At 58.4% G+C, this 26,942-nt stretch carries 20 protein-coding genes, 1 tRNA gene and 2 pseudogenes; 15 read left to right on the top strand and 8 right to left on the bottom strand.

Going from position 1 to position 26,942, the window contains the following annotated elements; genetic code table 11:
• Positions 1-467: 467 nt before the first annotated feature.
• The 4 genes from ABQ278_RS12035 to ABQ278_RS12020 all read left to right on the top strand — a co-directional run bounded on the left by ABQ278_RS12035 (position 468) and on the right by ABQ278_RS12020 (position 8,644).
• The gene (locus ABQ278_RS12035; protein WP_349319806.1) at positions 468-4,508 is read left to right on the top strand and encodes a P-loop NTPase fold protein; all 4,041 of its coding nucleotides are present in this window, start codon (positions 468-470) and stop codon (positions 4,506-4,508) included.
• 327 nt (positions 4,509-4,835) lie between these two features.
• A complete protein-coding gene (locus ABQ278_RS12030; RefSeq protein ID WP_349319805.1) occupies positions 4,836-6,425 on the top strand; it encodes a S8 family peptidase in 1,590 nt (529 codons plus the stop codon).
• 11 nt (positions 6,426-6,436) lie between these two features.
• Complete coding sequence (locus ABQ278_RS12025; RefSeq protein WP_349319804.1) at positions 6,437-7,747, top strand: hypothetical protein; 1,311 nt, start codon at positions 6,437-6,439, stop codon at positions 7,745-7,747.
• Between the two features lie 18 nt (positions 7,748-7,765).
• Positions 7,766-8,644 (top strand): dienelactone hydrolase family protein, encoded by an 879-nt coding sequence (locus ABQ278_RS12020; protein WP_349319803.1) that lies wholly within the window; start codon positions 7,766-7,768, stop codon positions 8,642-8,644.
• Between the two features lie 306 nt (positions 8,645-8,950).
• On the opposite strand, the pseudogene ABQ278_RS12015 reads toward ABQ278_RS12020, so the two are convergent.
• Positions 8,951-9,948 (bottom strand): annotated as a pseudogene (locus ABQ278_RS12015) (IS110 family transposase); the annotation flags it as partial.
• A 174-nt stretch (positions 9,949-10,122) separates the two neighbouring features.
• Here ABQ278_RS12015 and ABQ278_RS12010 point away from each other — a divergent pair.
• Positions 10,123-10,635 (top strand): annotated as a pseudogene (locus tag ABQ278_RS12010) (IS5 family transposase); the annotation flags it as partial.
• A gap of 91 nt (positions 10,636-10,726) precedes the next feature.
• Complete coding sequence (locus tag ABQ278_RS12005; RefSeq protein ID WP_349319802.1) at positions 10,727-11,098, top strand: hypothetical protein; 372 nt, start codon at positions 10,727-10,729, stop codon at positions 11,096-11,098.
• A 140-nt stretch (positions 11,099-11,238) separates the two neighbouring features.
• Here the strand turns inward: ABQ278_RS12005 and ABQ278_RS12000 are convergent.
• Positions 11,239-11,314 (bottom strand) — tRNA-Lys (locus ABQ278_RS12000).
• A 226-nt stretch (positions 11,315-11,540) separates the two neighbouring features.
• Between ABQ278_RS12000 and ABQ278_RS11995 the strand changes: the two genes are divergently transcribed.
• The 4 genes from ABQ278_RS11995 (at position 11,541) to ABQ278_RS11980 (ending at position 13,830) form a co-directional block, all read left to right on the top strand.
• Entirely contained in the window at positions 11,541-11,894 is a 354-nt protein-coding gene (locus tag ABQ278_RS11995; protein ID WP_349319801.1) for an Hpt domain-containing protein, read from the top strand.
• Between the two features lie 89 nt (positions 11,895-11,983).
• On the top strand, positions 11,984-12,313 hold the full coding sequence (locus ABQ278_RS11990) for a 2Fe-2S iron-sulfur cluster-binding protein (protein WP_349319800.1): 330 nt from the start codon (positions 11,984-11,986) through the stop codon (positions 12,311-12,313).
• A 52-nt stretch (positions 12,314-12,365) separates the two neighbouring features.
• On the top strand, positions 12,366-13,376 hold the full coding sequence (locus ABQ278_RS11985) for a hypothetical protein (protein ID WP_349319799.1): 1,011 nt from the start codon (positions 12,366-12,368) through the stop codon (positions 13,374-13,376).
• Positions 13,363-13,830, top strand: coding sequence for an NUDIX domain-containing protein (locus tag ABQ278_RS11980; protein ID WP_349319798.1), 468 nt, complete (start codon positions 13,363-13,365; stop codon positions 13,828-13,830). The genes ABQ278_RS11985 and ABQ278_RS11980 overlap by 14 nt, the downstream gene beginning before the upstream one ends.
• Here ABQ278_RS11980 and ABQ278_RS11975 read toward each other — a convergent pair.
• On the bottom strand, positions 13,808-14,344 hold the full coding sequence (locus ABQ278_RS11975; RefSeq protein ID WP_349319797.1) for a GNAT family N-acetyltransferase: 537 nt from the start codon (positions 14,342-14,344) through the stop codon (positions 13,808-13,810). The two genes, ABQ278_RS11980 and ABQ278_RS11975, sit on opposite strands and share 23 nt — an antisense overlap.
• A 17-nt stretch (positions 14,345-14,361) precedes the next feature.
• Positions 14,362-15,222: an SDR family oxidoreductase gene (locus tag ABQ278_RS11970; RefSeq protein WP_349319796.1), complete on the bottom strand. Its 861-nt coding sequence runs from the start codon at positions 15,220-15,222 to the stop codon at positions 14,362-14,364.
• Positions 15,223-15,322: 100 nt separating this feature from the next.
• Here ABQ278_RS11970 and ABQ278_RS11965 point away from each other — a divergent pair, with 100 nt between their 5' ends.
• Positions 15,323-15,748, top strand: a complete 426-nt coding sequence (locus ABQ278_RS11965) for a helix-turn-helix domain-containing protein (RefSeq protein WP_349319795.1) — start codon at positions 15,323-15,325, stop codon at positions 15,746-15,748.
• A 44-nt stretch (positions 15,749-15,792) separates the two neighbouring features.
• Here the strand turns inward: ABQ278_RS11965 and ABQ278_RS11960 are convergent, their stop codons facing one another.
• The 4 genes from ABQ278_RS11960 to dgoD all read right to left on the bottom strand — a co-directional run bounded on the left by ABQ278_RS11960 (position 15,793) and on the right by dgoD (position 19,704).
• Positions 15,793-16,434 (bottom strand): 2-dehydro-3-deoxy-6-phosphogalactonate aldolase, encoded by a 642-nt coding sequence (locus ABQ278_RS11960; protein ID WP_349319794.1) that lies wholly within the window; start codon positions 16,432-16,434, stop codon positions 15,793-15,795.
• Positions 16,431-17,333: a 2-dehydro-3-deoxygalactonokinase gene (locus ABQ278_RS11955; protein ID WP_349319793.1), complete on the bottom strand. Its 903-nt coding sequence runs from the start codon at positions 17,331-17,333 to the stop codon at positions 16,431-16,433. Before ABQ278_RS11955 ends, ABQ278_RS11960 begins: the two co-directional genes overlap by 4 nt.
• A 35-nt stretch (positions 17,334-17,368) precedes the next feature.
• Positions 17,369-18,229: an SMP-30/gluconolactonase/LRE family protein gene (locus tag ABQ278_RS11950; RefSeq protein ID WP_349319792.1), complete on the bottom strand. Its 861-nt coding sequence runs from the start codon at positions 18,227-18,229 to the stop codon at positions 17,369-17,371.
• A 290-nt stretch (positions 18,230-18,519) separates the two neighbouring features.
• Complete coding sequence (dgoD, locus tag ABQ278_RS11945; protein WP_349319791.1) at positions 18,520-19,704, bottom strand: galactonate dehydratase; 1,185 nt, start codon at positions 19,702-19,704, stop codon at positions 18,520-18,522.
• A 218-nt stretch (positions 19,705-19,922) separates the two neighbouring features.
• Here dgoD and ABQ278_RS11940 point away from each other — a divergent pair, with 218 nt between their 5' ends.
• The 4 genes from ABQ278_RS11940 to ABQ278_RS11925 all read left to right on the top strand — a co-directional run bounded on the left by ABQ278_RS11940 (position 19,923) and on the right by ABQ278_RS11925 (position 26,941).
• The gene (locus ABQ278_RS11940; protein WP_349319790.1) at positions 19,923-21,140 is read left to right on the top strand and encodes an acetyl-CoA C-acetyltransferase; all 1,218 of its coding nucleotides are present in this window, start codon (positions 19,923-19,925) and stop codon (positions 21,138-21,140) included.
• 23 nt (positions 21,141-21,163) lie between these two features.
• A complete protein-coding gene (locus ABQ278_RS11935; protein ID WP_349319789.1) occupies positions 21,164-23,386 on the top strand; it encodes a 3-hydroxyacyl-CoA dehydrogenase NAD-binding domain-containing protein in 2,223 nt (740 codons plus the stop codon).
• Positions 23,387-23,530: 144 nt separating this feature from the next.
• Positions 23,531-24,709 (top strand): cystathionine beta-lyase, encoded by a 1,179-nt coding sequence (gene metC, locus ABQ278_RS11930; RefSeq protein WP_349319788.1) that lies wholly within the window; start codon positions 23,531-23,533, stop codon positions 24,707-24,709.
• A gap of 135 nt (positions 24,710-24,844) precedes the next feature.
• Positions 24,845-26,941, top strand: coding sequence for a S9 family peptidase (locus tag ABQ278_RS11925; protein ID WP_349319787.1), 2,097 nt, complete (start codon positions 24,845-24,847; stop codon positions 26,939-26,941).
• The last annotated feature ends 1 nt before the right edge of the window (position 26,942 follow it).

Here is a 26,942-nt window from a genome sequence, read left to right as displayed (position 1 = left end):
TCAAGGATGGGGGCTCGTTGGGCGTTATTGGCCTGCACGGCGAAGTCGAGCTCGCGGATATTCATAACCTGCGCAGACGGAGTTATGACGGAAAGAGGATTTGCTGTTCGTTCTGCAACGCGGCGATGCGATCGACGTCGGGGATATACGGGCGTTGACGCCGGGGCTTCTCTTATCTTTTCCTCAGTACATTAAGAAAAAGTAGCGCGATGCGGCAGGCGGTTCAGGAGACCGCTAATCAGGCCGGACAAAAATCGTTAGCCGCCAGCTCGATGTCTAGCCTACGCTTCCCGTGCGGCCAGGCTGGCTGTTACGGGGCATCGTTCACAAGGATCTCATGGTCGGACCGTGGGGGCGTCCATGATGGATATTAGACTGCCTGGGCATTGACGTTCTGCTATTTCAGGTTAACCCTTCGCTGGTTTACGGGGGACGTCGGATGTCGAAGTATTCGGGTGTATTCGGCCATGAGTAAAGCTCAATCGGGAAAGTCCGGGCCGGCGGGCAGCATCGCGGTTCGACTGTTTCAAACACCGGTGCGCTTGTGCCTGTTTCTCGCGGCGCTCTGCCTCTTTATCGGAGCGTCGTGGATATCCCTCGTTCAATCGCCCGCCCCCTACGTCGTACCGGTGGAAGCACAGCATGACTTTTGGAGGTGGTTTGCGCACCCTTTGGAAATAAACGCAGCCGAACGATTAGCACTTAATACGCAGGATAGAACTTCTGCGGTGGCAGACCTTGGCGACGGAAAACATTTTTGGCGCGCAACCGAACGCGGCATATTGTGGAGCACGTCCAACAGCGGACAGACTTGGGTCAAGCGGTACATGAGCGTCGGATCGCCGCTCCCGGATATGATCATTTCAATGTCATTTACCGACACCAATCATGGTCGCGCTATGACGCGGATGGGTAGGATAGATCAGACCTATGATGGTGGTACTACCTGGAAACGCGTCGGCGCGCCTGACCTTCCAATGTATTCAAGAGGTTTCCTTTCCGCCAATCAAGAGACAGCATGGAAGGTGGGAACTAGCATTTTCCGGACGGACGACAATGGAAAAACCTGGTCTCCACTGCGGGGCATCACGGTTGACGAATCGATTTCTGATATCGCCTTCACTTCAAACAATCAGATAGGTCTTGCGGTCGGCAGGAAATATCAAGACGGAGCTGAACCTGGACCGAACCAAGGGTTTATCTCTCAGGCGCTCATTCTACTGACAGACGACGGGGGCAAGACGTGGCATGACGTCTCTCCGGATTCACACGCTCCCATTTCCTCGGTTTGGCTAGGTCAAGACGGGACAGAGGCTTGGGCTGTGGGTGAAAAAGGCGCGATCTTTCGCACGTCCGACCGGACATTGCGCATATGGGAGCGCGTCGCCAGTCCGGTGGACGTCGACTTACTGTTTGTCCAGATGGCTAAAAATGGGACCGGATGGATAGGTGGTCTGGATGGTGCAATTCTCAGCCGTTCCGATGGCCGAACTTGGCGCGTCGGTCCGGGCACGACTTCCTCGGGAGTGTCGGGCGTTTTCGTAACTGAAGAAAGTAAAGCAGGCTTCGCCGTCCTCGATGACGGAAGTACCTTGCTAACGGCAGACAAGGGAAGGACATGGTCGCACACGGATCGTGCAAGCCTGCCACAGTTTACGGAGGTTGGCGCAGATGAGAACACCAAGTCCCTCCATATCTACTCGCGCGTACGCAGTGTGACAGGTCATGATGACGGCACAGGTTTGGTCCAGGCCAACTCGACCACCTTTGCAAACCCCTTCACTTACGCTCTCGTCGACGTTAATCGGCGCTTTGCGCTCCGTACCCGGTTGCGTTTCCCGGACGACGGACATACCAATTTAGCGTTGACGCGCGACTACGGCAGGACTTGGCAACCGATAAAAGCACCAGAAAGCTGTGCGAACGATAACACTTTCGGAGACGGAATAACGGCGAGCGCTTCAACAATCTGGAGCGGATGTCGTGACCACAGGCATGTGTCCCGCGATTTCGGGGTGACTTGGACTGAGTACAAAAAAGGCGATCTGACACTCCCACGCGACGATTTAACCGAAGCCAGACAAAATTACTTCGCACAATATGGCAAAAAATTAGCGAAGACGTTAGACCGTCATGAACTCGGAAAATCTCTGTCCGTCGAGGATATATATTTTTTACCTGGCAAAGACTTAGGGTGGCTGTCGACATCCGCGGGCGATATTTTTTACACGATGGACGGCGGGACGTTTTGGAATCCGACCACTGCTGACTATTTCGCGGATACGGTCATCCCTGACACGCCCACGTTCAAATTTCGAGGCGACCCTGCAGGGAGGCGCACCTGGGTAATTGGAGACAACGGAATTATCCTTTTCTGGGATAATGAAAGACATAATTGGCGGCAGCTCGCCACGCCAACCACATCGGCAATAAATGATCTGATTGTATTGGACAAAGATCATGTTGTGGCTGTGGGCGATCATTCGACCGTCCTTCGCAGCAACGATGGTGGGAAAACCTGGACAAGCCCGCCATATCGTCGGTTTCCAGCGCCTTGGTATGTCGTCTCCGCGCTTGTTTCGGCGGCCATGCTGTTTGTGGCCTTCTTGCCATATGGGCAATCGCCGCGCGAAGGCATCGAACAACTTGCGTTAAGCGATGCACCAATTAGCCGACCCGAAGACGATCGTCTTGACTTCAGGCCGAGAGCAGCAGGTATTTCCCGTTTCCTCCGCAACGCCAAAACCCGCCCGCCAATCACTCTGTCCATTTGCGGTCCGTGGGGGTCTGGCAAGAGCACATTCATGCGCTTGATCTGTGACGACATGCAGGCGTTTGGTCACTCATGTATCTGGTTCAATGCCTGGCATCACCAGAGCGAAGATAGCTTTCTGGCCGGCCTCACCGTCGCGATACGCCGCAGCCTGCCTCGATTACTGCCGGACGGACTAGGCTTTCGAAGCCGATTGCTCTGGCGTCGTCTGCGCCGAAATTGGCCATTAGGCCTTCTTGTGCTGGCCCTCGTCGTTGGGCTCGCCTCAATGGCGGTGGTCGCCTTCGTCATGGACGGACGGGGACTTGCCAGCCTACTGGCATCTTTTGCTTGCAGTCTCAATCTTACCGCAAAATGTAATATCCCGTTTAGTCTGGCGGACACCGGCCGCTCTGTCGGTATTGTAGCCTCGCTCGTCACCATCGTAGCGGCTATCTACAACGGCACGAAGTCACTGGGCGTTAACCCAGAAGCAATGGTTCGGCGAGCAGGCAGCGGGTTCTCGCTAACCACGGCGCAGGATAAAATAAGCTTTCGCGCGCGGTTCGCTGAACAATTCGAGGACCTTTGCGAGGCGCTGCCTTCGGCCCCAGTCATTGTTATTGATGATCTCGATCGCGTGCATTCACCCGAAGTTCTGGCAGCCTGTATGGAGACGATAAATTTCCTAGTATCGTCCGGAAATTGCTTCGTACTTGTCGGTATGGATACCGCACGCGTGGAAACAGCCTTGGGATTGGCGTTCGAGAAGATTTCTGGCGAATACGGGGAACAGAACGCAAATGATGATAACCCAGAAACGCAGGCCCAGATTAAACGCGACCAGCGTCGTAGATACGCACGCAAATACCTTGAAAAGTTAGTCAATATTGAAATAGCGGTCCCTTCGGTCGCCGAACCGAACTTGGCGAATTTGCTCGGCGCGCCCATGGACTCAGTTAGCACGACGGAGCGAGTCCTATTGCCGCTGGCGCGGATGTGGCAAGCAGCCATTTTAGTGTCGGCAATCATTTTTGGAGCTGTCGGCGGAATTTCCGTCCTCAACTACTCACCGCCAGAACCGCTAGACGAGGTTGTGGCGACAAAAAAACCGCAAATCGCCCAGGAGGTAAATTCCGACGTGAAATCTACTACAAGCTATCCGGAGCAGACGCAAACTGACTCGGTTGTGCTCATCCATCGGTCGGGTCAAAAAACTGGGCCTATTTGGATAATCTACCTTTCAATAGTGCTGTCTTTTAGCGCGGTTGCGATATTCTACATCTTGTATCGCGCCAGACGACATGTCGCCATAGAAGTGGATAGTGCCGACTTTTCAGATGCCTTCTCAATCTGGCTGCCGGCAATCATTGCGCATGATCAGACCCCTAGATATATCAAGCGTTTCGCCAATCGCATTCGCTATGTATCGATGATGAAGGCGATTTCAAAGATGCCGACAGATCCGATCAGCCGATTCTGGCTAGACCTACGAAACTTTGGACGCCCAACCGGGAAATCAGAGGCCGAGGCGCCAAGTGCTATTGCTGACAATGTTATCGTAGCACTTGGGTCATATTATGAAGTCTTTGGTCTAGACTGGGAGAAACACCTGCGTAACCCTGAAAACGAGACGGTCGCGTCGTGCGTTCGCAAGGCAACGCACAGGTTCTCCACATCGTGGCCACCCGATCAGAAGCAAATTGATATCTTTAAGGCACTTCTGGCCGGCGTAAGGGTTGGCAAGGCGCCGTAGCTGTTGGCGACAAAACGTGAAATGTCTCTACTCGGCATACCACATCTTATCAAAAGCACAGTCCTCAGACTGAAAGCGCAGTGCAACCGTCTTGGCTAACGGAGGACATTGAGGGCTTGTCGGCTATTCGTCGCCGCTAATCTGAAGTGACATTTGCTTCAATTAGCGGTCGGTCGCGGATAACAAAATTCAAAGCTTCCACACAATGTTCAGTTGAGCGGCTACCAAGCCTTGAAACGTCTCCCTTTTGAGTTGCTATCTGCGCAAATTCGCATAACGTTGGTTTGTGTGGTTGCGTCGCGTTTTTACGTAAGTAAGGGGACCGGGGTGGCGAATTCGTCAGATAGTTCGGATGTGGTCGAAGGCGGTGATTCCGAGCTGTCGCAACATTATGCGCGCTATGTTATCTCGCCGGAACTGCTCCAAGGGTTCAAAGAGGCCGCGGCTCGCGAAAACCTGCTCAAAACCGCGGTCGACCCCGTCCAATCGGTGATTATCGACCCTAATCTGGACTACGCCGATGGCCTGACGGCCGCGCGCGATCTGATTGTGGAATGGATTCAGAAAATTGGTGGCAGGCTGAAGCCCTATCAAACGCGACATCACGTCTTTGCTTGGCTAACCCTGCCACAGGTGACGATGCTAACCTCCATAAATGCCGAGATGCACGGAGTCGTTATCTACAAGATCTGGCCGGATCGAAAGCTCGAACCGTTCATGGACAAGTCGGTGAAGGTGATCAAGGCAGACGCGTGCGGGCGCGTCTTCGGCTCCGAAGACGCGGGCATTGGCGACGGCGTTATCTGGGCCGTGATCGACAGTGGTATTGACGGGCAGCACGCGCATTTCGCCACACATGGCACACTCGATCTGGACCCGAGGCACGCCTTGACAAAAGAACGGGAAAATCTGCTGCGGTCGGTCGAGCACAAAGATTTCACGGGCAGCGGCGCCCCATTGGTCGATGTCTTTGGCCACGGCACCCATGTCGCAGGGATCATCGCGGGCGCTACGCCTAAAGGGAAGGTGAAGAAGAAGGCCGACCGCGAACGGCTCGCGGTACGTCTGGTCTTGGGGCGGGACGAAAGCAACACTGTTCGAATGAAGGCCGAAGACATCTTTCGGCCCTATGTTGGTGTGGCACCCGAGTGCAAGCTTGTCAGTCTGAAAGTTCTGAACGATGGCGGCACAGGCGAGGAGAGCGCCCTCCTGGCAGCACTCGACTATGTGGCTGAGACAAATGAAGATGGACGCAAGGTTCGCATACACGGCGTGAACATCAGCATCGGCTACGGCTTCGATGCCAAATGGTTCGCTGCGGGCCAAAGCCCTATCTGTGTGGCGGTCAATCGATTGATCGACTTCAAGACGATTGTGGTGGTTGCTGCTGGCAATGACGGCTCGGTTATTCTGACGCCGGAAGGCGCGACTTCAAGCAAGCGGATAGGCCTGTCTCAATCCATCGCCGACCCCGGCAATGCCGAACTGGCCATTACTGTAGGCTCGACCCATTCCGAAGCGCCGGAAACCTACGGGATATCTCACTTTTCCTCAAGGGGGCCCACTGCCGACGGGCGCGAGAAACCAGATATTGTCGCGCCGGGAGAACGGATCGTCTCCTGTGCTTCGCGCTCGAAGGTCGAAGCCGCCGAGCTGGACCGTCGATTTGGTCAGGACAAATTCATTTACGAAGAAGGCATTCCTTATTACCGGGAGGACAGCGGAACCAGTATGGCGGCGCCACACGTGTCGGGCGCCGCGGCAGCGTTTTTGTCGATCCACCGGCAGTTCCTGCGTGAACCCAATCCGCGGCGGGTCAAAGAAATCCTGTTGTCCACCGCGACGGATTTGAAACGCAGACGTGACTTTCAAGGGGCGGGCTTGGTCGATGTGCTCCGCGCCGTTCAATCAATCTAGGGGAATAGCAGATGGAAAAGCTTGCAGACTTTGACTTCACCCGCCTCGAGTTCTTCAAGGACGGCACGCGTAAAAATACAGGCGATCCAGTGGCGCCGCCGGGCGTGACGGATCTGATCGTGATCTCTCACGGCTGGCATCAGGACCCGGAATCGTCAAAGGAAATGTACGCGGCGATTGTTGGCCATCTCAGAGATGTGGCCAAGGCCGATTGGAATGCCAATGGCCGGGTATTTGGCGTCGCCGGTGTATTTTGGCCGTCCGACAAGTTCCGGGATGATCTGGGGCAGGAGACGTTCAATGTGCTGGGGGGCGCCGCCGCGTCGGCCGGCGGTAATCTCAACGAAGACGTTTTGGTATCCCTCGGTAAGGAGGTTGGCGATTTTCTGGGTATTGACGAGCCCGATTTCCCTGACCGCGTGGCGCTGGCCGCGAATGGCGGGGGCGATGCAGACGCATTGGTCGTCGAGCTACGGGCGGCAGTGGGCGGAATGGAGCAGGTCGATGCCCAGACGCAGAGCGATCACAATGAACTGTTCTCGCGAAAAGGCAGCGATATTGTCGACGACCTGGCCATGCAACCCGCTCCGACACTCGGGGTGGCGGCAGTCCTGGAAGGCAATGCCGCCGCCATTGTCGAGACGGAAGGCGGGGAGGCCCTCGGGTTGTTCTCGGGCGCGTCCGCTGGTGTAGCCAAGCTGTTGAACCAGTTCGCCTATTTTGAACTGAAGAAGCGGTCAGCAAAGGTAGGGCTGGGGCTGGCCAAGGTGCTAAATGAGGCGCCCGGGATTGAAAAGATTCGCGTTCACCTGATTGGTCATAGCTTCGGCGCCCGTTTGATGACGGCGGCGACCACCGCGTTGAAGACGCCGCCGAAAAGCTTGAGCCTGGTACAGGCCGCGTTTTCGCACAACGCTTTCGGTGAAAACCTGCACTATCCACCCTTCCCCAAATTCAACGGCGATTTCCGAGACGTCATCACGGCCCGGAAAGTCGACGGTCCAATCGTGATTACGTATACGTGGCATGATCACGCGGTTGGACTGGCATATCCTTCGGCCTCGCGGGTCTCTCAGACCATTGCCGCCGGCCTGGTGGAAGTCTCCAACCATTTTGGTGGGGGCGAGGATATCTACGGCGGGCTTGGCGCCAATGGTGCGCTCGGTTTGGGGACAGACGCCACGAATATCGTCTACGGCGGCTCTAGCCCGCTCACCTTCGCGCCTCACCATGTAACCAATGTGAAATGCGATTTCATTGAATCACACACGGATATCCGCCGCAAGGAATTGGCTCAACTGTTTAAAGCGGCAGTGGCATAGTCAGGAACGGGGAGCGAGATGGCGGCGGCAATTCCAGGGTTCAAATCCTTTCCTCATAGCTTTGACGGACGAGGGCACAGGGTCTATACGAAAGGCGAAGGGGCAGCCATCATCTTTATCCACGAGTTGCCTCATATTTCCGCGGCTGTGGTGAAGGTGGCGGACGCATTTGTCTCAGCCGGATTTCGCGTATATCTGCCGTCCCTTCTGGGTGAGCCGTTTGGAAAAAGCCTTTGGTACGAAAGTGCCAAAACCCTCGCCGATCTCTGCGTCTCTTCCGAATTCAAAGCTCTCTTTGGCCACGGCGAAGCGCACCTCACCGACTGGCTTCGTAACCTCGTCCGTACCGTCGCCCCGGGATCCGCAGATAAGGTCGGGATTATAGGCCTATGCTTTGGCGGCGGGTTCGCGCTCGGCGCCGCGACCGAGCCAGTTGTAAGAGCGGCGGTCGCCTGCGAACCGTCTCTCCCCCTTTTGAATAAACACGATAGTGGCGTCGATGGAATCGAAGACCTGCCCGATCGTCTAAGGGGCGGTGACCTGGCGATCCGCCTCTTTCGTTTTCAGGACGATCCGGTTTCGCCCTGCGAGCGCGTCGGCAACGTCACGGCCGCATTGGCCGTTCCGGGCGTTATTGGCGCCTTTGAAAGTCGGTGCCTGGACAAACACTCGGCGAACCCAAGCTACACGAAATATCCGTCCCCCCACAGTGTCATCACAAATCACCTTGTCGATGAGGTCGGACAGCCCACCCAGCAGGTCCTGGACCACATCATTGCCTTCTTCGATTGGCGGCTGCGTGACGGGGACATGCCTGATCTAGAGATCGGCAAGGCCGCAGACTGCAGCCGTTTCGGGTGCGCGAAAGGCCATTGGAAAAAGCCAGGCCTCAAATGAATTGCGCGTCCGCTATCACGCCTGGTTGTACTGATCAAAAGGAATTTAACGTAAATGGGGAAGCTTCAACGGGCCAGAGAGTTTTTCGAAACCATGAACGGTCTCGTTCTAGCGGTAGCAGCTAACTTTTATAAACCGGCCTCCGGCAAATCCGGTGAAGTTCAGTTTTGTAAAGCAAATCACTCCATATTCCCTTAATTTGCGAACGTGGATGCGACGATGTCAAACTGGGCCGACCAGTTTCACGCAAAAAGTAGAGCCTGTCGATGACATGGTCGCCACTTTTTTTGACGCTGCCGTCGCATATTTGAAGCTTTGATTTGGCCGGATGGCCGAGCTTGCCCCGCGTGCGGATATATTTGTGTTCGAGCTTCTCATATCGCCACAAGCATTCTAGGCTTTCGTGCTATCATCCGCGCAAGCCATGACCCGTCAGGAACCGATTTACGTCCCAACCAGTTCAGGCGAGACATCGCGCCGATAATCAGCAATCTGCGGATATCGGACTGCCCAGCCTTGGAAACCCCGCCAAGCCTTTCTTTACCGCCGGAAGAGAACTGGCGGGGGACGAGACCCAGCCATGCTGAGAAGTCGCGACCGCACTTAAAGCTTTCCATGGCCGGTGCAAAGGCCTCGATCGCCAAGGCGGTCAATGGGCCAACACCGGGGATCGTCTGCAAGCGCCGCGCTGTGTCAGTTTCCCCAGCCATTGCCTTGATCTTCTCGGTCCGTGCATCAATGCGCGCCGTCTTTTCAGCGATCTGTTTCAGCAGGTCCTGACATTCCTCGCGCATCAGATTTGGCAAGTCACTGTTTGGTTCATTCAGGATCTCTTCGATCCGCTTGACCTGACGTATCCCCTGCGGGACAGCGTGGCCGTATTCATAGAGGCACGCCCTGAGCGCGTTGACCAGTTCGGTGCGCTGATGCACAAGCCGTTCGCGAGCCCGAAACAAAACTGCCCGGCTTTGCTGCTCAGGCGACTTCGGTTCAACGAAGCGCATTTCGGGCCGCTGGGCCGCAATTACGATGGCCTCGGCGTCTGCCGCATCATTTTTCTGACGCTTTACAAACGGCTTCACGTACTGCGGCGCGATCAGCTTCACCTCGTGGCCGAGCCGCGTCATCTCACGGGCCCAGTAATGCGCGCTGCCACAAGCCTCCATCACCACAATCGCAGGGACTTGGTCCGACATGAATTTCAAAAAACCTTCCCTGGAAAGCTTCTTCTTAAACCGCACCTCACCCGTCATTGACGCGCCATGCAGTTGAAAAACAGACTTTGCCAAGTCTACTCCAATCATTGTATTCTTCGTCACGGTTGCCGTCCTTTCCGCTAAGTGGCCTATAACACCACTATTTTGGCACATTGCGATGCCGTCTGGGAGGGGCGGCAACCACCCCATCTGACCGAAAAGAAGGTGGGCAATATCAATAGGTTGTGATTCTCTGTTTGTTGCGAAGAAACGGAGATTCGGATGCCTTGGGATGATATTGCCCGCGTCGAGCATAGACGCAAATCGTCGCGCTATCCAAGCGATATGACGGAACAAGAGTGGTCTTTATTGGCCCCATTACTTCCGCCTGCCAAACGTGGCGGTCGACCGCGCACAACGTCGATGCGGGCCGTGGTGAATGCGATCCTGTATATTGCGTCCTCGGGTTGCCAGTGGCGGATGTTGCCGAAGGACTTTCCCCCGATGACGACCGTTCAGGGCTATTTCTATGATTGGCGTAGCAGCGGTCTATGGCAGAAGATCAATCACCTGCTCGTCATGGCGGCACGCGAACTGGAGGGCCGTGAAGCCAGCCCCTCAGCCGGCGTCATCGACAGTCAGAGCGTCAAAACGACCGAAAGTGGCGGTGTTCGTGGCTATGATGCTGGTAAGAAGATCAAGGGTCGCAAGCGGCATATCATCACCGACACCTTGGGACTGCTGTTATTTGTCGTCATCCATGCGGCGGATATTCAGGATCGTGATGGTGCCCCATCCCTCTTTGGCACGCGCTGACCGACGAACTCTGAGCCAGACCATGAATTAGCAGCGAAAGTTTTGTTGTCGGTCTTGGAAAAGGATCGTGATGGCGATGAGTGATTTTATAATGGTTTCAGACCAGCACGCCTTTGATCCACAAAATGCCGTGCCGTCGATAGCGCGGTATGGGGTGACGCCGCACAACGAAGTTTATCTCTACGACAATGGGCAGGTTGATATAATCAGTCTGGCCGATGCGCTGACGCTTCAAAACATCGGCCAGTGCCCAGATGTCTATTTGATGTTTATGTATAAAATGGGGAGCCTAAGCGCCGAGGAAGCCAATGCCCTCTACAGGCAGATGAGCCAAACCTTGAACAGTTCAGACCGACCCCACAGAGCAGCAAAGCTGGCGATATATAGCGCTCATACCAAACGAGTTATTGCGGCTGGGGCGACACGCTGGAAAGCTCGTTAGAGCGGCAAAGGTCTCGTCGTCGTCGTGTAACAGCGGTGTGGAAGATTTGTTACACCAAACGGCATTTTTTGCTACACTGAGCGAAAATTTGCGGCGAAATTATTGAGAAAAATCAACGCCTTATTTGGCGGAAGGAGAAGTGGTGGGTGGGCACGGACTCGAACCGTGGACCCGCTGATTAAGAGTCAGCTGCTCTACCAACTGAGCTACACACCCGAACCACTTCTCTTTAAGCAGTGCTCTTTAAGGAGCAACCAGCGGGCTTGGTGACCCCGTTGGTGAGGCGCGGAACATAGCCAATTATTTTTCCGTGGCAAGTGCAAAAAAGGATTTATCCAAGTTTTTTCAAAAGGCCCGAAAAACAAGAGGTTGGGAGGCCTTGCCGCTGACCCACGCCCGTATAATAGTGTTCTTCTGATTCCCGCCACGGACGGAGACCTTCATGGCCCTGCGCGATCTTACCGGCGTTGTCGATTTCGGCCATCTGGAAGCTTATACCCTGAGTGATACGGTGGTGATCGAGGAGGTGCTGCACATCTTCCAGCACCAGTGCGAACTGTGGGCGCCACTTCTAAATACCTCGCACGAGGGGTGGCGCGATGCCGCTCACACCATCAAGGGGGCGGCTGCCGGCATCGGCGCCGGGCTCTTGGCGGCGGCGGCCGAGGCAGCGGAGCGCGGCGATGTTCATGGCGCCGAGCGTCGGCTGGAGAACGTGCAATCGGCTATGAACGCGGCTCTGCATGACGTCGCAGCCTATCTGCATGCCCTGCAACTGCGCTCTTTAAGCCGCTAGACGGCTTTTTTGCTTGGCAGGGAGGGATCGCGCCTTTAAACGCAGGCGCGCACCACCTATCTGCCACTCAGAACAAAGATACCGGCATCATGAGCGACGAAGAGCTGCACATCATCTGTACCGACCGCGACGGCGTAGTTCATACTCTGCCGGCGCTCGAAGGCTGGCGGATCATGGAAATCATCCGCGACAACGGCTTACCGATTAAGGCGGAATGCGGTGGCTGTCTCGAATGTGCCACATGTCACGTTTATGTCGATGGTGACTGGGCCGGTAAGCTGATTCCGAAGTCGGACGAGGAAGACGAGAAGCTCGATGAAGCCTTCAATGTGAAGCGCAATTCGCGTCTCTCATGCCAAATTCTGATGCGGGATGATCTGAACGGTTTGCAGGTCACGCTTGCACCCGAAACGGACTGAGTACGACTAAGCATGTCATAAATCCGGGGGTGGATCTTATGGGGCTATCACTATGCGCTTCAAACTACTCGCTGCCACTTTCCTGACAGGCGTTGCCATAGCCGGTGCTGCCTGGGCCTGGGGCGCCGCCGGACACCGCCTGCTGGCCGAAGAGGCCGTGCGCGCGCTGCCAACCTATGTGCCCGCTTTTCTGCGCAGTCCGGCCGCCATCGCCGATATCGGCGAATATGCGCGCGAGCCTGATCGCTGGCGCGGTGCCGGCGATGTGCATGACGCCGAACGCACCCCGGCTCATTTCATCGATCTCGACAAGGACGGCCTGACCCTGGCCGGCCAGACGCTCGACGATTTGCCCAAAACCAAGTCGGAGTTTGAAGCCAGCCTGCGCGCCAAGGGAATCGACCCCGCCAAGTCGGGCTATCTGCCCTATGCCACCATCGACGCCTATCAGCAGGTCGTGAAGGACATGGCCTACTGGCGCGTGCTCAGCCTGATGGAGACGCGCGAGACCGACAAGGTGAAAAAGGCCTGGTATCGTGCTGATCGCCTGCGTCGTGAGCATCTGACGCTGAGCGATATCGGTGTGCTGGCGCATTATGTCGGTGACGCCACTCAGCCCTTGCATCTCAGCGTCAACTATAATGGCTGGACTGAGAGCGAGAACTCGAACGGGTTCACAACCCAGCGCATCCATGGTCCGCTGGAAGGTGACTATGTGCGTGCGAACATCAGCGCGACCGATATTCGCGCTAACATGCCGGCCTATACACCATGCACGGAGGCTGTCGATATCTGCGTCAAGGCGCGCCTGAAGCAGGGCTATGCGCAGGTTGTGCCGCTTTATCAGCTAGAAAAAGATGGCGGCTTCAAGGAAGGCGATCCGCGCGGCAAGGCCTTTATGGCGGCGCGGCTGGGCGAGGGCGCGGCCAATCTGCGCGATGTCCTGCTCGATGCCTGGCGCGATTCCAAGACCATGCCGGTGGGCTACAAGCCAGCGCTTTACGATGACTTCGTCGGCAACAAGGTCGCCGATCCTTATGGTGTACTCTATGGCAGCGATTAAGCAGTTCGGCACGCCCGATCCGGCCCTGACTTATGGCGACCGCACAGGTGCCTATGGCTTACTGGCGCGCGATGGCAAACTCGCCTGCGTGCGCATCGGTTACGGGCCGTATGAGTATGATTTTCCCGGCGGCGCGGTCGATCCTGGCGAAACGCCGCGGCAGGCGGTGGTGCGCGAATTCGGCGAAGAAACCGGCCTCCTGGTCGAGGTCGGGCAGCCGATCACAGATCTGAAGCACTACTTCATCCATGAGGATGGTACACCTTACAACAACCACGCCCATTTCTTCGAGATCACGCTGTTGGGTGAAAAGCCTGAAGCCAAATGTGAGGCCGACCACGAACTGGTCTGGCTCGGTCCGTTAGAGGTGATCACGCATCTCAAGAATGAGGGCTATGCGTGGGCGCTGGTGGCATGGCTGCGCAGGTGGTCTAAGGCTGCCGACGCAGGATAAATTCATCGTCCAGCACACGGCCGACGGGGAACTGATACGCACCAACGTGCTCGAAGCCTTGGCTGTTATAAAGCGCCTGGGCCTTGAGGTTCTCGCTCCAAACGCCGATCCACTGGGGGGCAACGCCATAGGTTTCGCTCAGCCAGTCCATGGCCAGTTTCAGCAGTGTTTTGCCGAGACCTTTGCCCTGCTGGGTGGAATGAACATAGAGGCGTTTTACTTCGCCCGCCTGCGTCGGGTCGGCATCCGGGTGCGGCAGGCCGACGGGGCCACAATGCAGATAAGCGACGGCCATATCGCCATCATAGACGATGCGCCAGAACTGCGTGGTGTCCGCCACTTCGCTTGCCACCTGCTCCGGTGCGTAAGATTTTTGCAGGAAGGCCTGCAGATCTTCCGGCGGATAGAGATGGCCGAAGGTCTCGCTGAAGGTTTCCATGGCGAGCGACGACAGGGCAGGGATGTGGTGGGGGGCTACGGGCAGGATGCGCATGTCCGTGTGATAACCGGACATGCATGATCGGGCAAGTATCAGAACGCCGCTTTATTAGCTTCTAGGAAGGCGCGCAGAGCTTCAGGTTTACGGCCGGTCAGGGCCTCGACATCATGGGTCAGGATATCGAAACCACCTTCGCGGGTGTTGGTGTCGAAGGAAACCAGCGTGGGGATGATGGCTTCGGGCACACCCGCCGCCTTCATGCCGCCGGCCAGTTGTTCGTCGCTTAGATTGACCACGGCCAGCGGCTTGCCGACGATCTCAGAAGCAAGATCAGCGATCTGCTGTGTGCTCAGCAGTTCAGGGCCGGTGATGGTCAGGGTTTCGTTGACGGCGGGCTTGCTGAGCGCGGCGGCGGCAGCACGGGCGGCATCGGCGTGGGAGACGTGCGACAGCTTGCCATCGCCGGCGGAGGTGTAGAGCGTGCCGGAAGCGAAGGCGGCCGGCAGGTTCATGAACAGGTTTTCCTGATACCAGGCGTTGCGCAGGATTGTGTAACGCACGCCGCTGTCCAGGATAGCCCGCTCCGTGCCGGCATGATCGGGTGCGAAGACAACCGCCGAGGTTTCCGGCTTCGTCATGGAGGTATAGACGATCTCTGCGCCGGCCTCAGTAGCGGCCTTAACGGCGGCCTTGTGCTGGGTGAGGCGCTGACCGGAACCGAGCGCGTCGGTCGAGATGATCAGCACGCGGTCGACGCCCTTGAAGGCTTCGGCCAAGGAGCCCGCGTCATCGAAATCGACGTGGCGGGTTTCGGCCCCCTTGGCGGCGAGATCGGCCAGTTTGGCGGTGTCGCGCGAAGCGGCGATGATGTGGTCTTTGCCGGATTCAAGCAGAAGCGACACGACATGACGGCCAAGCTTGCCATTGGCGCCGGTTACGAGGAGATTGGACATGGTGGTTCCTTTGTGGTATGTAGTTACGAATTGAGACCATGTGTAAAATAGTATGTATGGATCACTTGTAAAGACGGCAGTTTTTCGGGAGATAGTTACCTTGAAGGAACCACCTCACATTACGCCAGACCTGTTGGCGGCCATGCAGGGCGTCATGCAAAGCATCGGCGGCAAGGTGGACAGCAGCAAATGCCCTGTGCGCGATGTCATGGATCATATCGGCGACAAATGGTCGAGCCTGTTAATGGTGGCGCTCGGCTCAAAGCCGCATCGTTTCGGCGAACTGAAGCGCGCCGTGCCCGATATATCGCAGCGTATGCTGACCCAGACCCTGCGTGATTTGCAGGCTGATGGGCTAATCAGCCGGCATGTTTTCCCGACCTTGCCGCCAAGCGTCGAGTACCGCCTGACCCCGCTGGGCGAATCGATGATGCCGCCTCTGATGGGGCTGATGGCGTGGGCCGCCGCGCATCATGCACAGATAAAACAGGCGCGTCTCGACTTCGCCGAACAGGCCGCAGCCTGACCACAATATCCGAGTATGCAGACTGTTGCGCAGTCGTTGACCGACTAGGCCTTTTGCCGCGCGTTCCAGCCGTCGACAAAGGCCTTGGCCTTCTTATAGACGGTCTCCGGCGTATCACCGGGCTTGAAGACGGCCGAGCCGATGCCGAAACCGGCAGCGCCGGCGTCGATGAAATCCTTCATATTGTCCGGATTAACGCCGCCGACCGGGAAGACCGGGACGTTTTTCGGCAGGACGGCTTTCATAGCTTTCAGCCCGGTGGTGCCGGCCAGTTCGGCAGGGAACAGCTTGATGGCATCGGCGCCGGCGTCGATAGCCGAAAAGGCTTCGGTCGGGGTGAAGAAGGCCGGGAAGGAGATCATGCCGAGTTGTTTGGCGCGGCGGATGACCTCCGGATTGGCGTTGGGCGAGATGCAGATCTGGCCGCCGACCGCGTGCAGCGTCTCGACAGCGGCGACGTTCAAAACCGTGCCGGCGCCGACAATGGCGCGTTTGCCCAAGGCCTGCACCAGCAGCTTGATCGAATCGAAGGGTTCAGGCGAGTTGAGCGGCACTTCGACGATCTTGAAACCGGCCTCGACCAGCATTTCGCCGACGCCAAGCGCTTCATCAGGGCGCAGCCCACGCAGGATCGCCACCAGGGGCAGGGTTCTCAGGGCGTCCTGCCACTGTTCATTTAATGTCATAGTACCAGTTTTCCTTGCTGGGCGATGGCCCACAGACCGCCGGCGGCGGCCGTATCGCCATCATAGATGGTGACGTCGGTAAAGCCGGTGTGGTTCAGAGCGCGCTTGTAGAGTTTGGACAGGCTGCCGTCTCCGACAATGCCAACCGGGCGGATGCCATGGCGGATGCTTTCGGCGCGGATCTCCGAGCCGATGAGCAGGCCGGAAAGATAGGAGGACAGACTTTCCGGGGCGATATGACCGAACAGGCCTTCTGTGCGCACCGAGAAGACGAGCGACAGGAAGGACTTATCGGCCATGGCGCGATCGACGCCCAGCTTGAAGGCATCTTCGTCGTCCTTGTCGTTATCCATCAGGTCGCCCAGGATGGAATTACGTTTCAGGACCTGGAACATTTCGCCCGTCATGTAGGAACTGAAGCCTTCGATGACGCCGCCTTCAACCTTGGCCCACTTGGAATGGGTGCCGGGCAGGACGAACACGCCGTCCCCCAGGCCGAAGAGCTGGGTTTCCTCGCCGCGCATGACGTTGAGCAGGCCTTCGTGATCAGCGGAGGCGCTCAGGCCCGGCACGATCCTGACCTTCAGCTTGTCGGACGGGGCGGTGACCAGATGGGCGGCGATATCGGCCAGGCTGGAGGGGCAGGACTGATACGGCGCCTCAACCCAGCCAGTGCGCGAACCGACCATGCCGGAGAGCAGGATGGGCAGGTCAGGACGGTCGAAATCACCCTTCATGACCGAGAGCAGCGCTTGCTCGAAGGTCAGGACGCCAAGGTTTTTCAGGCCGATATTGGCCGTGTGCTTGGCGATGATCTTGCCATCGGTGCCGAAGAGGAACAGGCGGAAATTGGTGGTGCCCCAATCGGCGGCGATCAGGGCGGGTGCGGCGTAGGTCATGCTTCGGATTCTCTTGATTACAAGTCGGTTCCGACTTAGCCCTTAAACTTCTGCGGTTCAAGGCCGGTATGGCCGCGCAGCAGATCAGAAGGTATTTCGAAGAGTGTCCCGCCTTCACGATCTTCCGGCAGGTTTTCAGACGCCGAGGTGACGAAAACGCGATCAAGCGCATCACCCGCGAAGCACAGCGAGGTGATTTGCTTGGCCGGCAGTTCGATGGAGAAATCGACTGTAGCGTCAGGGTTGAAGCGCGTCACCTTGCCAGGGCCCCAATGGGCGATCCAGATGCCGCCTTGGGCGTCGGTCGTCATGCCGTCCGGGCCACCCCAATCTTCGGGGAAGGTCAGCCACAGCGTCTTGTTGGCCAGTTCACCGTCGATAATATCGAAGACGTAGATCTCATTCTTGCCAGTGTCGGTGTGATAGACGGTGGCGTGATCGGCCGAGAAGGTCGGGCCATTGGCGATCTTGTACGGTCCATCGACCTCCTGCCACGACAGGTCGGTATTGAGGCGGTAAAAACCACCGGACACCTTTGTGATGGGCTTGTGCATAGAACCGGCCCAGATGCGGCCGCGGTCATCGGCCTTGGCGTCGTTGAGACGATTTTCCGGCTCGTGCGGGTAGGGGGTAGCGATGTGCCTGATGGTCAGCGGTTCAAGTGTGACCTCGGCGAAACCGCTCATGAGCCCGGCGATGAAACCGCCGGCTTCGCGCTCGATCACCCAGCCGATCGGCTCGGGGAAGTGCCACGTCTTGCTTTCGCCATTGAGGTAATAGGCGTGGAGATTGTGCGACAGGATATCGACCCAGTAGACGCATTGATCGCGCTTCGACCACAGCGGGCCTTCACCGAGAATGGCGCCTGGAGCGGAGCGGCGGATAATATCGGACATAGTTTCCTGATCCTGTTTTGTCTGTGTTTGGGTTTTTTAGGATGAGTGGTTGAAAAAGAAAAGCAAGAAACCCCACCACCACATCTCATCGCTTCGCGGTTCGTGCGGTCCCCCTCCCCGACAAGCGGGGAGGTACAAGATGAGAGGCTCGGTGGCGGGGAGGGATAACGTGGCGAAAAGTGTTAGCTGACGAGAAACGTACCGGCCTAAGCGGCCCTGAGACGTACTTTTGTACGTGAGGAACGTATCGCAGGCAGATGACGCTTTGCAGGCCGTTAGACCGTCCCGACCTACCACTCTCTCACGTAGCCATCTGGCCCGCGCCACGCCGGATTGCGCCAGGGCGGGCAGTCCTTGGCCATTTCACGCACCTTGTCCTCGTCGATCTCGACGCCAAGACCGGGGCCTTGCAGCGCCTCGAGATAGCCGTCCTTCACATCGAACACTTCGGGGTTCTTCATATAGAACAGCAGGTCGTGGCCGTTGGTATTGTAGTGGATACCGAGCGACATTTCCTGAATGACGTGGTTCGGTGTGGCGATGGCCAGTTGCATACAGGCGCCAAGCGCCAGCGGTCCGAGCGGCGAGTGCGGGGCGATGGCGACGTCATAAGCTTCGGCCATGGCGGCGATGCGGCGGCATTCCGAAATCCCGCCGGCGTGGCTGAGGTCGGGCTGGATGATATCGACGCAGGCGCGCTCCAAAAACGGCTTGAAATCCCAGCGGCTGTACAGGCGCTCACCCAGGGCGATCGGCGTGGTGGTCAGTTTCGACAACTGCTCGATGGCCTCGATATGCTCGCTCAGCAGCGGCTCCTCGATGAACAGCGGACGCAGGGGCTCCAGCGCGTGCGCCAGTTGCTTGGCCATCGGCTTGTGGACTCGGCCGTGGAAGTCCATGCCGACATCGAGACCAAGCGACTGCACCGAGCTGAAGCGCTCCAGCACGTCATTGAGCACGCGCGGCGAATCGAGCCAGCCCATGTCCTCCGAGGCATTCATCTTGACGGCCTTGAAGCCCTGCGCCAGGCGCGACTTGCCGGCGTCGATGACGTCTGACGGACGGTCGCCACCGATCCAGGCGTAAACCTGCACGCGATCGCGCACCTGGCCGCCGAGCAATTGCCAAACCGGCACGCCCAGGCGGCGGGCCTTCAGATCCCACAGCGCCTGATCAAAGCCTGACAAAGCCGACATTAGCACCGGGCCGCCGCGATAGAAGCCCAGGCGATAGAACACCTGCCACATATCCTCGATACGGTCGGCATCGTGACCGATAAAGCGTTCGCGGATTTCGGCGAAGGTGGCTTCCGTGGCCTCGGTATGACCTTCCAGCGAGGCCTCGCCCCAGCCGACCGCGCCATCATCGCTCTCGACGCGCACGAACAGCCAGCGCGGCGGCACGGCGAAGGTTTCGATCTTGCGGATCGTGGTCCGGGCATTGACATGTGAGGCGAGGGGGGCGGTGGTGTCCATGGTCGGTTTCCGTATGTCTTGTGTTGTTATGACCTAACCTTTTGATCCGTCAGGGTCAATTAAATTGTATTATAATTAGATGCGCGGGCGGCACTTTTCCGCCGAACTGACGATAATATTTTTTGCGACGATCTTGACGTTCGCGTAAACAAAGCGCATCTATGCTGCACCTAAAAAGGCGTCTTAAGCCGCCAAAAAACTCAGAGGAGCCCGAACCTATGCCCAGCCCTGAAAATTCCGCCTATATCTACGACCACGTGCGAAGCCCGCGCGGTAAGGGCAAGAAGGACGGCTCGCTCCACCAGATCTCGGCGCTCGACCTGTCGGCACAGGTGCTGCGCAATCTGGCCGAACGCAATCACCTCGATACCTCGATTGTTGATGATGTGTCGTGGGGCTGCGTCACCCCGGTTGGCGAACAGGGCGGTGATATCGCCCGTGCCGCGGTTCTGGCCGCCGGCTATTCGCAATTGACCGCCGGCGCGCAGGTCAACCGCTTCTGTGCCTCCGGTCTCGAAGCCGTCAATATCGCCGCCGCCAAGGTGGTGTCCGGCGAGGCGACCATGGCCATCGGCGGTGGCGTTGAGAGCATGAGCCGCGTGCCGATGGGCTCGGATGGCGGAGCCTGGGCGATCGACATCGCCGGCGCCTTCCCGAACTACTTCGTGCCACAGGGTGTTTCGGCCGACATGATCGCCACCAAGTGGGGCTTCTCGCGCAGCGATGTCGACGCCTATTCGGTCGAGAGCCACAAGCGTTCGGCGCAAAGCTGGGCGGAGAAGCGTTTCGCCAGATCGGTAGTGCCCATCAAGGACCAGATGGGCATTATCGCGCTGGATCGCGATGAAACCATCCGTCCGTCTACGGATATGCAGACCCTGGGCAGCCTCAATCCGTCCTTCGCCATGATGGGCGAGATGGCCTTCGATGCGGTCATCAACCAGCGTTACCCCGAAGTCGAGAAGGTCAACCACGTCCATACACCGGGCAATTCGTCGTCGATCGTCGATGGCTCAGGCGCGGTTCTGGTGGGTTCGTTAGAGGCAGGCAGGATCACCGGCCTCAAGCCGCGGGCCCGTATCCTCGGCACCGCTTCGATCGGTTCCGAGCCCTCGATCATGCTGACCGGCCCATCCTACGTCACCGAAAAGGTGCTCAAGAAGCTTGGCATGAGCGTCGGTGATATCGACCTTTACGAACTGAACGAAGCCTTCGCTGCCGTGGTGCTGCGCTATATGCAGGTGCTCGATATCCCGCACGACAAGATAAATGTCTGCGGCGGCGCCATCGCCATGGGCCACCCGCTCGGCGCTACCGGCGCCATGATACTCGGCACCGTCCTCGATGAACTGGAGCGTTCCGGCAAATCGACCGCGCTGGTGACGCTGTGCGTCGGCGGCGGCATGGCCACGGCCACCGTAATCGAGCGCGTTTAAGAACAGAGATAGGGAGATAAAATATGGAAAATTTCAAAACCGATCTCGACGCCGATGGCATCCTGCTGGCCACGTTCGACGTGCCGGGCAAGACGATGAACACCTTCACCAAGGGCGCCCTGGCCGATCTGGAGCAGATTGCCCTGCGCGCCAAGAATGAAGCCGAAATCAAGGGCGTGGTCATCACCTCGGGCAAGACCACGGGCTTCTGCGCCGGCGCTGATCTCGAAGAAATGCTTTCCGGCGCCTGGGAAGCTGAAGGCGGCGCTCAGGACGAGCAATCAAAACTGAAGGCCGGCTTTGACGGCGCCTTTGAAATGAACCGCGTCTATCGCCTGCTGGAAACCTGCGGCAAGCCCGTGGCCATCGCCATCAACGGCCTGGCGCTTGGCGGCGGTCTCGAAGTGGCGCTCGCCTGTCATTACCGCGTGCTGTCCAATAGCCCGAAGACACAGGTCGGCCTGCCCGAAATCAAGATCGGCCTCTTCCCCGGCGGTGGTGGTTCGCAACGTCTGCCACGTCTGATCGGTGCACAGGCTGCGCTCATGGCCATGTCGGAAGGCAAGAGCTTCAAGCCGGCCGAGGCGCTGGCCGCCGGTGTCGTCGATGAAGTGGTCGATGACGACAAGGTGGTCGAAACCGCCAAGACCTGGATCAAGACAAAAGGCGATCCGGTCGCGCGCTGGGACAAGAAGGACTACAAGATTCCCGGTGGTGGCCCTTACCATCCGGCCGGCGCGCAGGTCTTCATCATGGGCAATGCCCTGCTGCGCAAGCAATCCTATGGCAATTATCCCGCCGTCATCAACCTGATGCACTCGGTCTATGAAGGCCTGCAGGTGCCGTTCGATACCGCCATCCGGATCGAGACGCGCTTCTTCTCGAAGACCCTGGCCACGCCGCAGGCCAAGGCGATGATCCGCACCTTCTTCTTCTCGATGCAGCAGATCGGCAAGGGTTCCGGCCGTCCCGCAGGCGTGCCGAAGACCGAGTTCGGTCAGGTGGCCGTTATCGGCGCCGGCATGATGGGGGCGGGCATCGCCTATGTCAGCGCCCTGGCCGGCATCAAAACCATCCTGCTTGACCGCGATCAGGCCTCCGCCGACAAGGGCAAGGCGCACTGCGAGGATCTGGTGAAGAAGGCCGTTTCGCGCGGCAAGATGACACAAGAGAAGGCGCAAGGCCTGCTCGACCTCATCACCGCTACGCCGGATTACGCCGCCATCACCGGCTCCGATCTGGCGGTGGAAGCCGTGTTTGAAAACACCGACCTCAAGGAACAGGTCACCAAGCAGGCCGAGGCCACGCTCTATGCCAGAGCCAAGGCCGACAGCGCGATCTTCGGCACCAACACCTCGACCATCCCCATCACCCTGCTGGCCACCGCCTCATCGAAGCCGGACAACTATATCGGCATCCACTTCTTCTCACCGGTCGACAAGATGATGCTGGTCGAGATCATCCGCGGCGAAAAGACCTCGGACGCCACGGTGGCCAAGGCCATCGATTTCGCGCTCAAGATCAAGAAGACGCCGGTGGTGGTCAACGACTCGCGCTTCTTCTTCGCCAACCGCTGCTTCATCCCGTTCACCGCCGAAGGCATGATCATGTGGTCGGAAGGCGTCGCCCCGGCGCTGATCGACAATGTCGGCCGCATGACCGGTATGCCGCGCGGTCCGCTGGAAATGATGGACGATGTGGCGCTCGATCTGCTGACCAAGATCACCTCTGAGACCGCCAAGGCCATGGGCGACGCCTACCAGCCGATCCCCGGCGAAAAGGAAGTGGCCCAGATGGTCGCCGATGGACGCCTGGGTCGCAAGAACGGCAAGGGTTTCTACGATTACCCTGCGGCCGGCGGCAACAAGACCCTGTGGCAGGGCGCCAAGGACATGTTCCCGGTGACCGTGGCCGAGGCCGATCCGGCTCAGGTCGAGGAACTGAAGAAGCGCCTGCTCTATACGCAGGCGGTCACGGCTGCGCGCTGCTTCGAGGAGGGTGTCATCACCGATCCGCGTGAGGCCGATGTCGGTTCGATCCTCGGCTGGGGCTTCGCGCCGTGGTCGGGCGGGATCGTGTCACTGATCGACGCCATCGGCACGGCGAAGTTCGTTGAGGAACTGGACCGCATGACCAAGCTCTACGGCGAGCGTTTCGCTCCGCCGAAGCTGCTGCGTGAAATGGCCGCGAAGGGTGAAACCTTCTACGGTCGCTTCGGCAAGGACAAGTCCGAGAAAGCCGCTTAAAAGACATACCCCCCGCAGAGCGATCTGCGGGGGTTTTTGATGTTCAGCCCCGCTGACCGGTATCCTCAGTTCTTATGGCTTGCGCGGGGCAGCGTTTCGGGGTTGAAGGGATCGTATACTCTCCCGCCTTTTCGAGTGCCTGATATGACGAAAGCCCCTAAAGAGACCACCCGCCTGACCAGCGCCACGTTGGGCCGCCAGAACTCGCGACGCGCGGTCAATACGGCGGTGGAGCGCGGTTCGACCGTGCTGTTTGAAAACGCTGAGATGCTCTATAATGACGACGTCAAGCCGACCTATGGCACCGATGGTCTCTCCACCCAGAACGAACTCTGCCGCCTGATCGCCGAACTCGAAGGCGCGCAGGAGGCGTTTATACTGCCGTCAGGTCTGGCGGCGCTGACCCTGCCGATGTTTGCCTTCCTCGCGGCGGGTGATGAGATTCTGGTCGTCAATTCCTGCTATCGCCCCGTGCGCCGCTTCCTTGATACCCAGATGAAGCGCTTTGGCGTCATCACGCGCTATTATGAGCCGCGCCTGTCGCCGGAAGAGGTGCTGGCGCTCGTCACGCCGCACACGAAGATGATCTATGTCGAAAGCCCTGGGTCGCTGACCTTCGATATTCAGGACATTCCCGGCATCGCCAAGCTTGCCAAGGCGCGCGGCATCCTGACCCTGTGCGACAACACCTATGGCGGTGGTATTCTCTTCAAGCCGCTGGCGCATGATGTCGATCTTTCCATGCAGGCGCTGACCAAGTATGTCGGCGGCCATTCCGACGTGCTGATCGGTTCGGTGTCGGTCACAGATCCGAAGCTCGGCCAGGTGTTGCAAGACACGATCAAGGCCTGGGGCTTCTTTACCTCGGCCGACGAAAGCTATCTGGCGTCGCGTGGCATCCGCTCCCTGCATTTGCGCATCAAGCAAAGCGGCGATAGCGCGCTCAAGATCGCCAAATGGCTGGAAGGCCGTCCGGAGGTGCTGAAGGTTGTCCATCCGGCGCTGGAAAGCCATCCCGGCCATGATATCTTCAAGCGCGACTTCACCGCCGCCAACGGCCTGTTCATGGCACTCTTCAAGGGCGATGGCGACAGGCAGTCACAGGCGTTCCTCAACAAACTCAAGCTGTTTGGGCTTGGCTTTAGCTGGGGCGGTTATGAGAGCCTGGCCACCAATTCTGAGCCGCAGATCCGTGGCCGTGCGCGTCTCAGCGATGAGCCCGATCCCTATCTGCAAGGCTCGGCCGTGCGCTTTTACGCCGGTCTGGAAGACCCGGACGACCTGATTGCGGATATCGAACAGGCCTTGAGCGTATTTCAGTAAAACGATCGCCGCAAAACTCACTTTTGTCTCTATAATTGGCGTGAAAATTTGGCCATCTTTTTCGCTCGGCGCTCGACAAGCCCGGCAAAGGGGGCTTTAAACGTACCAATCGTAACACCTGACACAGGTTGGTCCATGTTCTTTTCTTCCAAAATCACCGCCGTCCTTCTGGCCGGCTCGGTTTCGCTGGCCGCTCTCTGCGGTGCGGCGAATGCAGCCCCCTTCACCTACAGCGATATGGTCAAGCTCGATCGTATAAACGGCTTCAAGGTCGACAGCAGCGGCCGGTACGCCGTGCTCAATATCCGCGCCACCGACATGGACAAGAACAAGGGCGTCAGTTCGCTCTGGCTCAAGGATCTGAGCCAGCCGGCCACGCCTGAGGTCAAGCTGGCCATTTCCGAAGGCGGCGCGTCTAACGCGCAATGGAGCCCCGATGGCAAGTCGATCTACTTCCTGTCGTCGCGCGGTGAGGGCGGTTCCACTCAGGTGTGGAAGACCGATATCACCGGCGCCAAGGCCGTTCAGGTCACCCGCCTGCCGCTCGATGTCGGCGCCTATCAGGTGACGCCTGACGGCAAGGGGCTTGTGCTCTCGCTGGCCGTTTTCCCCGAATGCAAGGGCAATGAAATCTCCTGCACCGTCCAGAAGCAGGACGCGCGCAAGGCCGACAAGTCGAGCGGGGAGGTCTACACCAAGCTGTTCGTCCGCCACTGGGACACCTGGGCCGATGGCACGCGCAACCACCTGTTCTATGTTCCGCTCGACGGCGCTTCCCCCATAGCCCTGACCGACGGCTATGATGGCGATGTGCCCTCCATGCCGTTCGGCGATGAGGCCGACTACACCATCTCGCCCGACTCGAAGACCGTCTGGTTCTCCGCCCGCGAGGCCGGCAAGACCGAGCCATGGAGCACCAATTTCGACATCTATTCCGTGCCCCTGACCGGCGGCGCGATTGCCAACCACACCAAGGATAATCCCGCCTGGGACGGTAGCCCGCGTCTGTCGCCCGATGGCAAGACTTTGGCCTATGTCGCCATGAAGCGCCCCGGTTTCGAAGCTGACCGTTTCGGCATCATGCTGAAGGATGAGAACGGCAAGACCACGGCTCTGGCGCCCGGCTGGGATCGCTCGGTCGCCGGCATCCAGTGGAGCCAGGACGGCAAGAGCCTGCTGGTCGATGCCGATGACGTCGGCAAGCACATCCTTTTCCGCGTCGACGTGAAAACCGGCAAGGTGACGCCGCTGACCAAGGGCGGTCACACGAACGCCTATGCCGAGACGCCGCGCGGCTTCGTCTTCCTGCAGGACAGCCTGAAGCGCCCGTCGACCTTCTATCAGGCCAAGGCCGGTGCCGCTGTCCTCGATGATGGCGCCACCAATCTGACCCGTTTCAACAGCGTGCTCGATACCCTGACTACGGGAGCTTATGAGCAGTTCAGCTTCAAGGGCTGGAACAACGAAGAGGTCCACGGCTATGTCGTGAAGCCGGCGGGCTATGTCGAGGGCCAGACCTATCCTGTTGCTTTCCTGGTCCATGGCGGGCCGCAGGGCTCATTCGGCGACGGCTGGTCCTATCGCTGGAACCCGGAAACCTATGCCGGCGCCGGCTATGCGGTGGTGATGATCGATTTCCACGGCTCCACCGGCTACGGTCAGGCCTTCACTGACGCCATTTCCGAACACTGGGGTGATCGTCCGCTCGAAGACCTGCAAAAGGGCTGGGCCTTCGCGCTGGATAAGTACAAGTTCCTCGACGGCAATCGCGCCTGCGCGCTCGGTGCGTCTTACGGCGGCTATATGATCAACTGGATCGCCGGCAACTGGAAGCAGCCCCAAGGAACTAAAGGATGGAAGTGTCTCGTCGAGCATGACGGCATCTTTGACACCCGCACCATGGCCGAGGAAACCGAGGAACTGTGGTTCTCAGAGTGGGAAAACGGCGGCGCGCCTTACGACAAGATGGCCAAGATGGACGCTTTCAATCCCGCGCTTCACGCCAAGGACTGGTCGGTGCCGCAACTGGTCATCCACTCCGACAAGGATTACCGCGTCGTGCCGGGGCAGGGCATCGCCACCTTCACCGCGCTCCAGCGTCAGGGCATTGAATTGGCCTTCCTGCGCTTCCCCGATGAAAACCACTGGGTCCTCAAGCCGCAGAATTCGATGAAGTGGCACAAGACGGTCTTTGACTGGATGGACAAGTATACCGCGCCAGGTGCGAAATAGC

The organism is Asticcacaulis sp. MM231 (assembly GCF_964186625.1).
Classification (GTDB): domain Bacteria; phylum Pseudomonadota; class Alphaproteobacteria; order Caulobacterales; family Caulobacteraceae; genus Asticcacaulis.
This window is presented reverse-complemented; position numbering and strand designations above follow the sequence as displayed.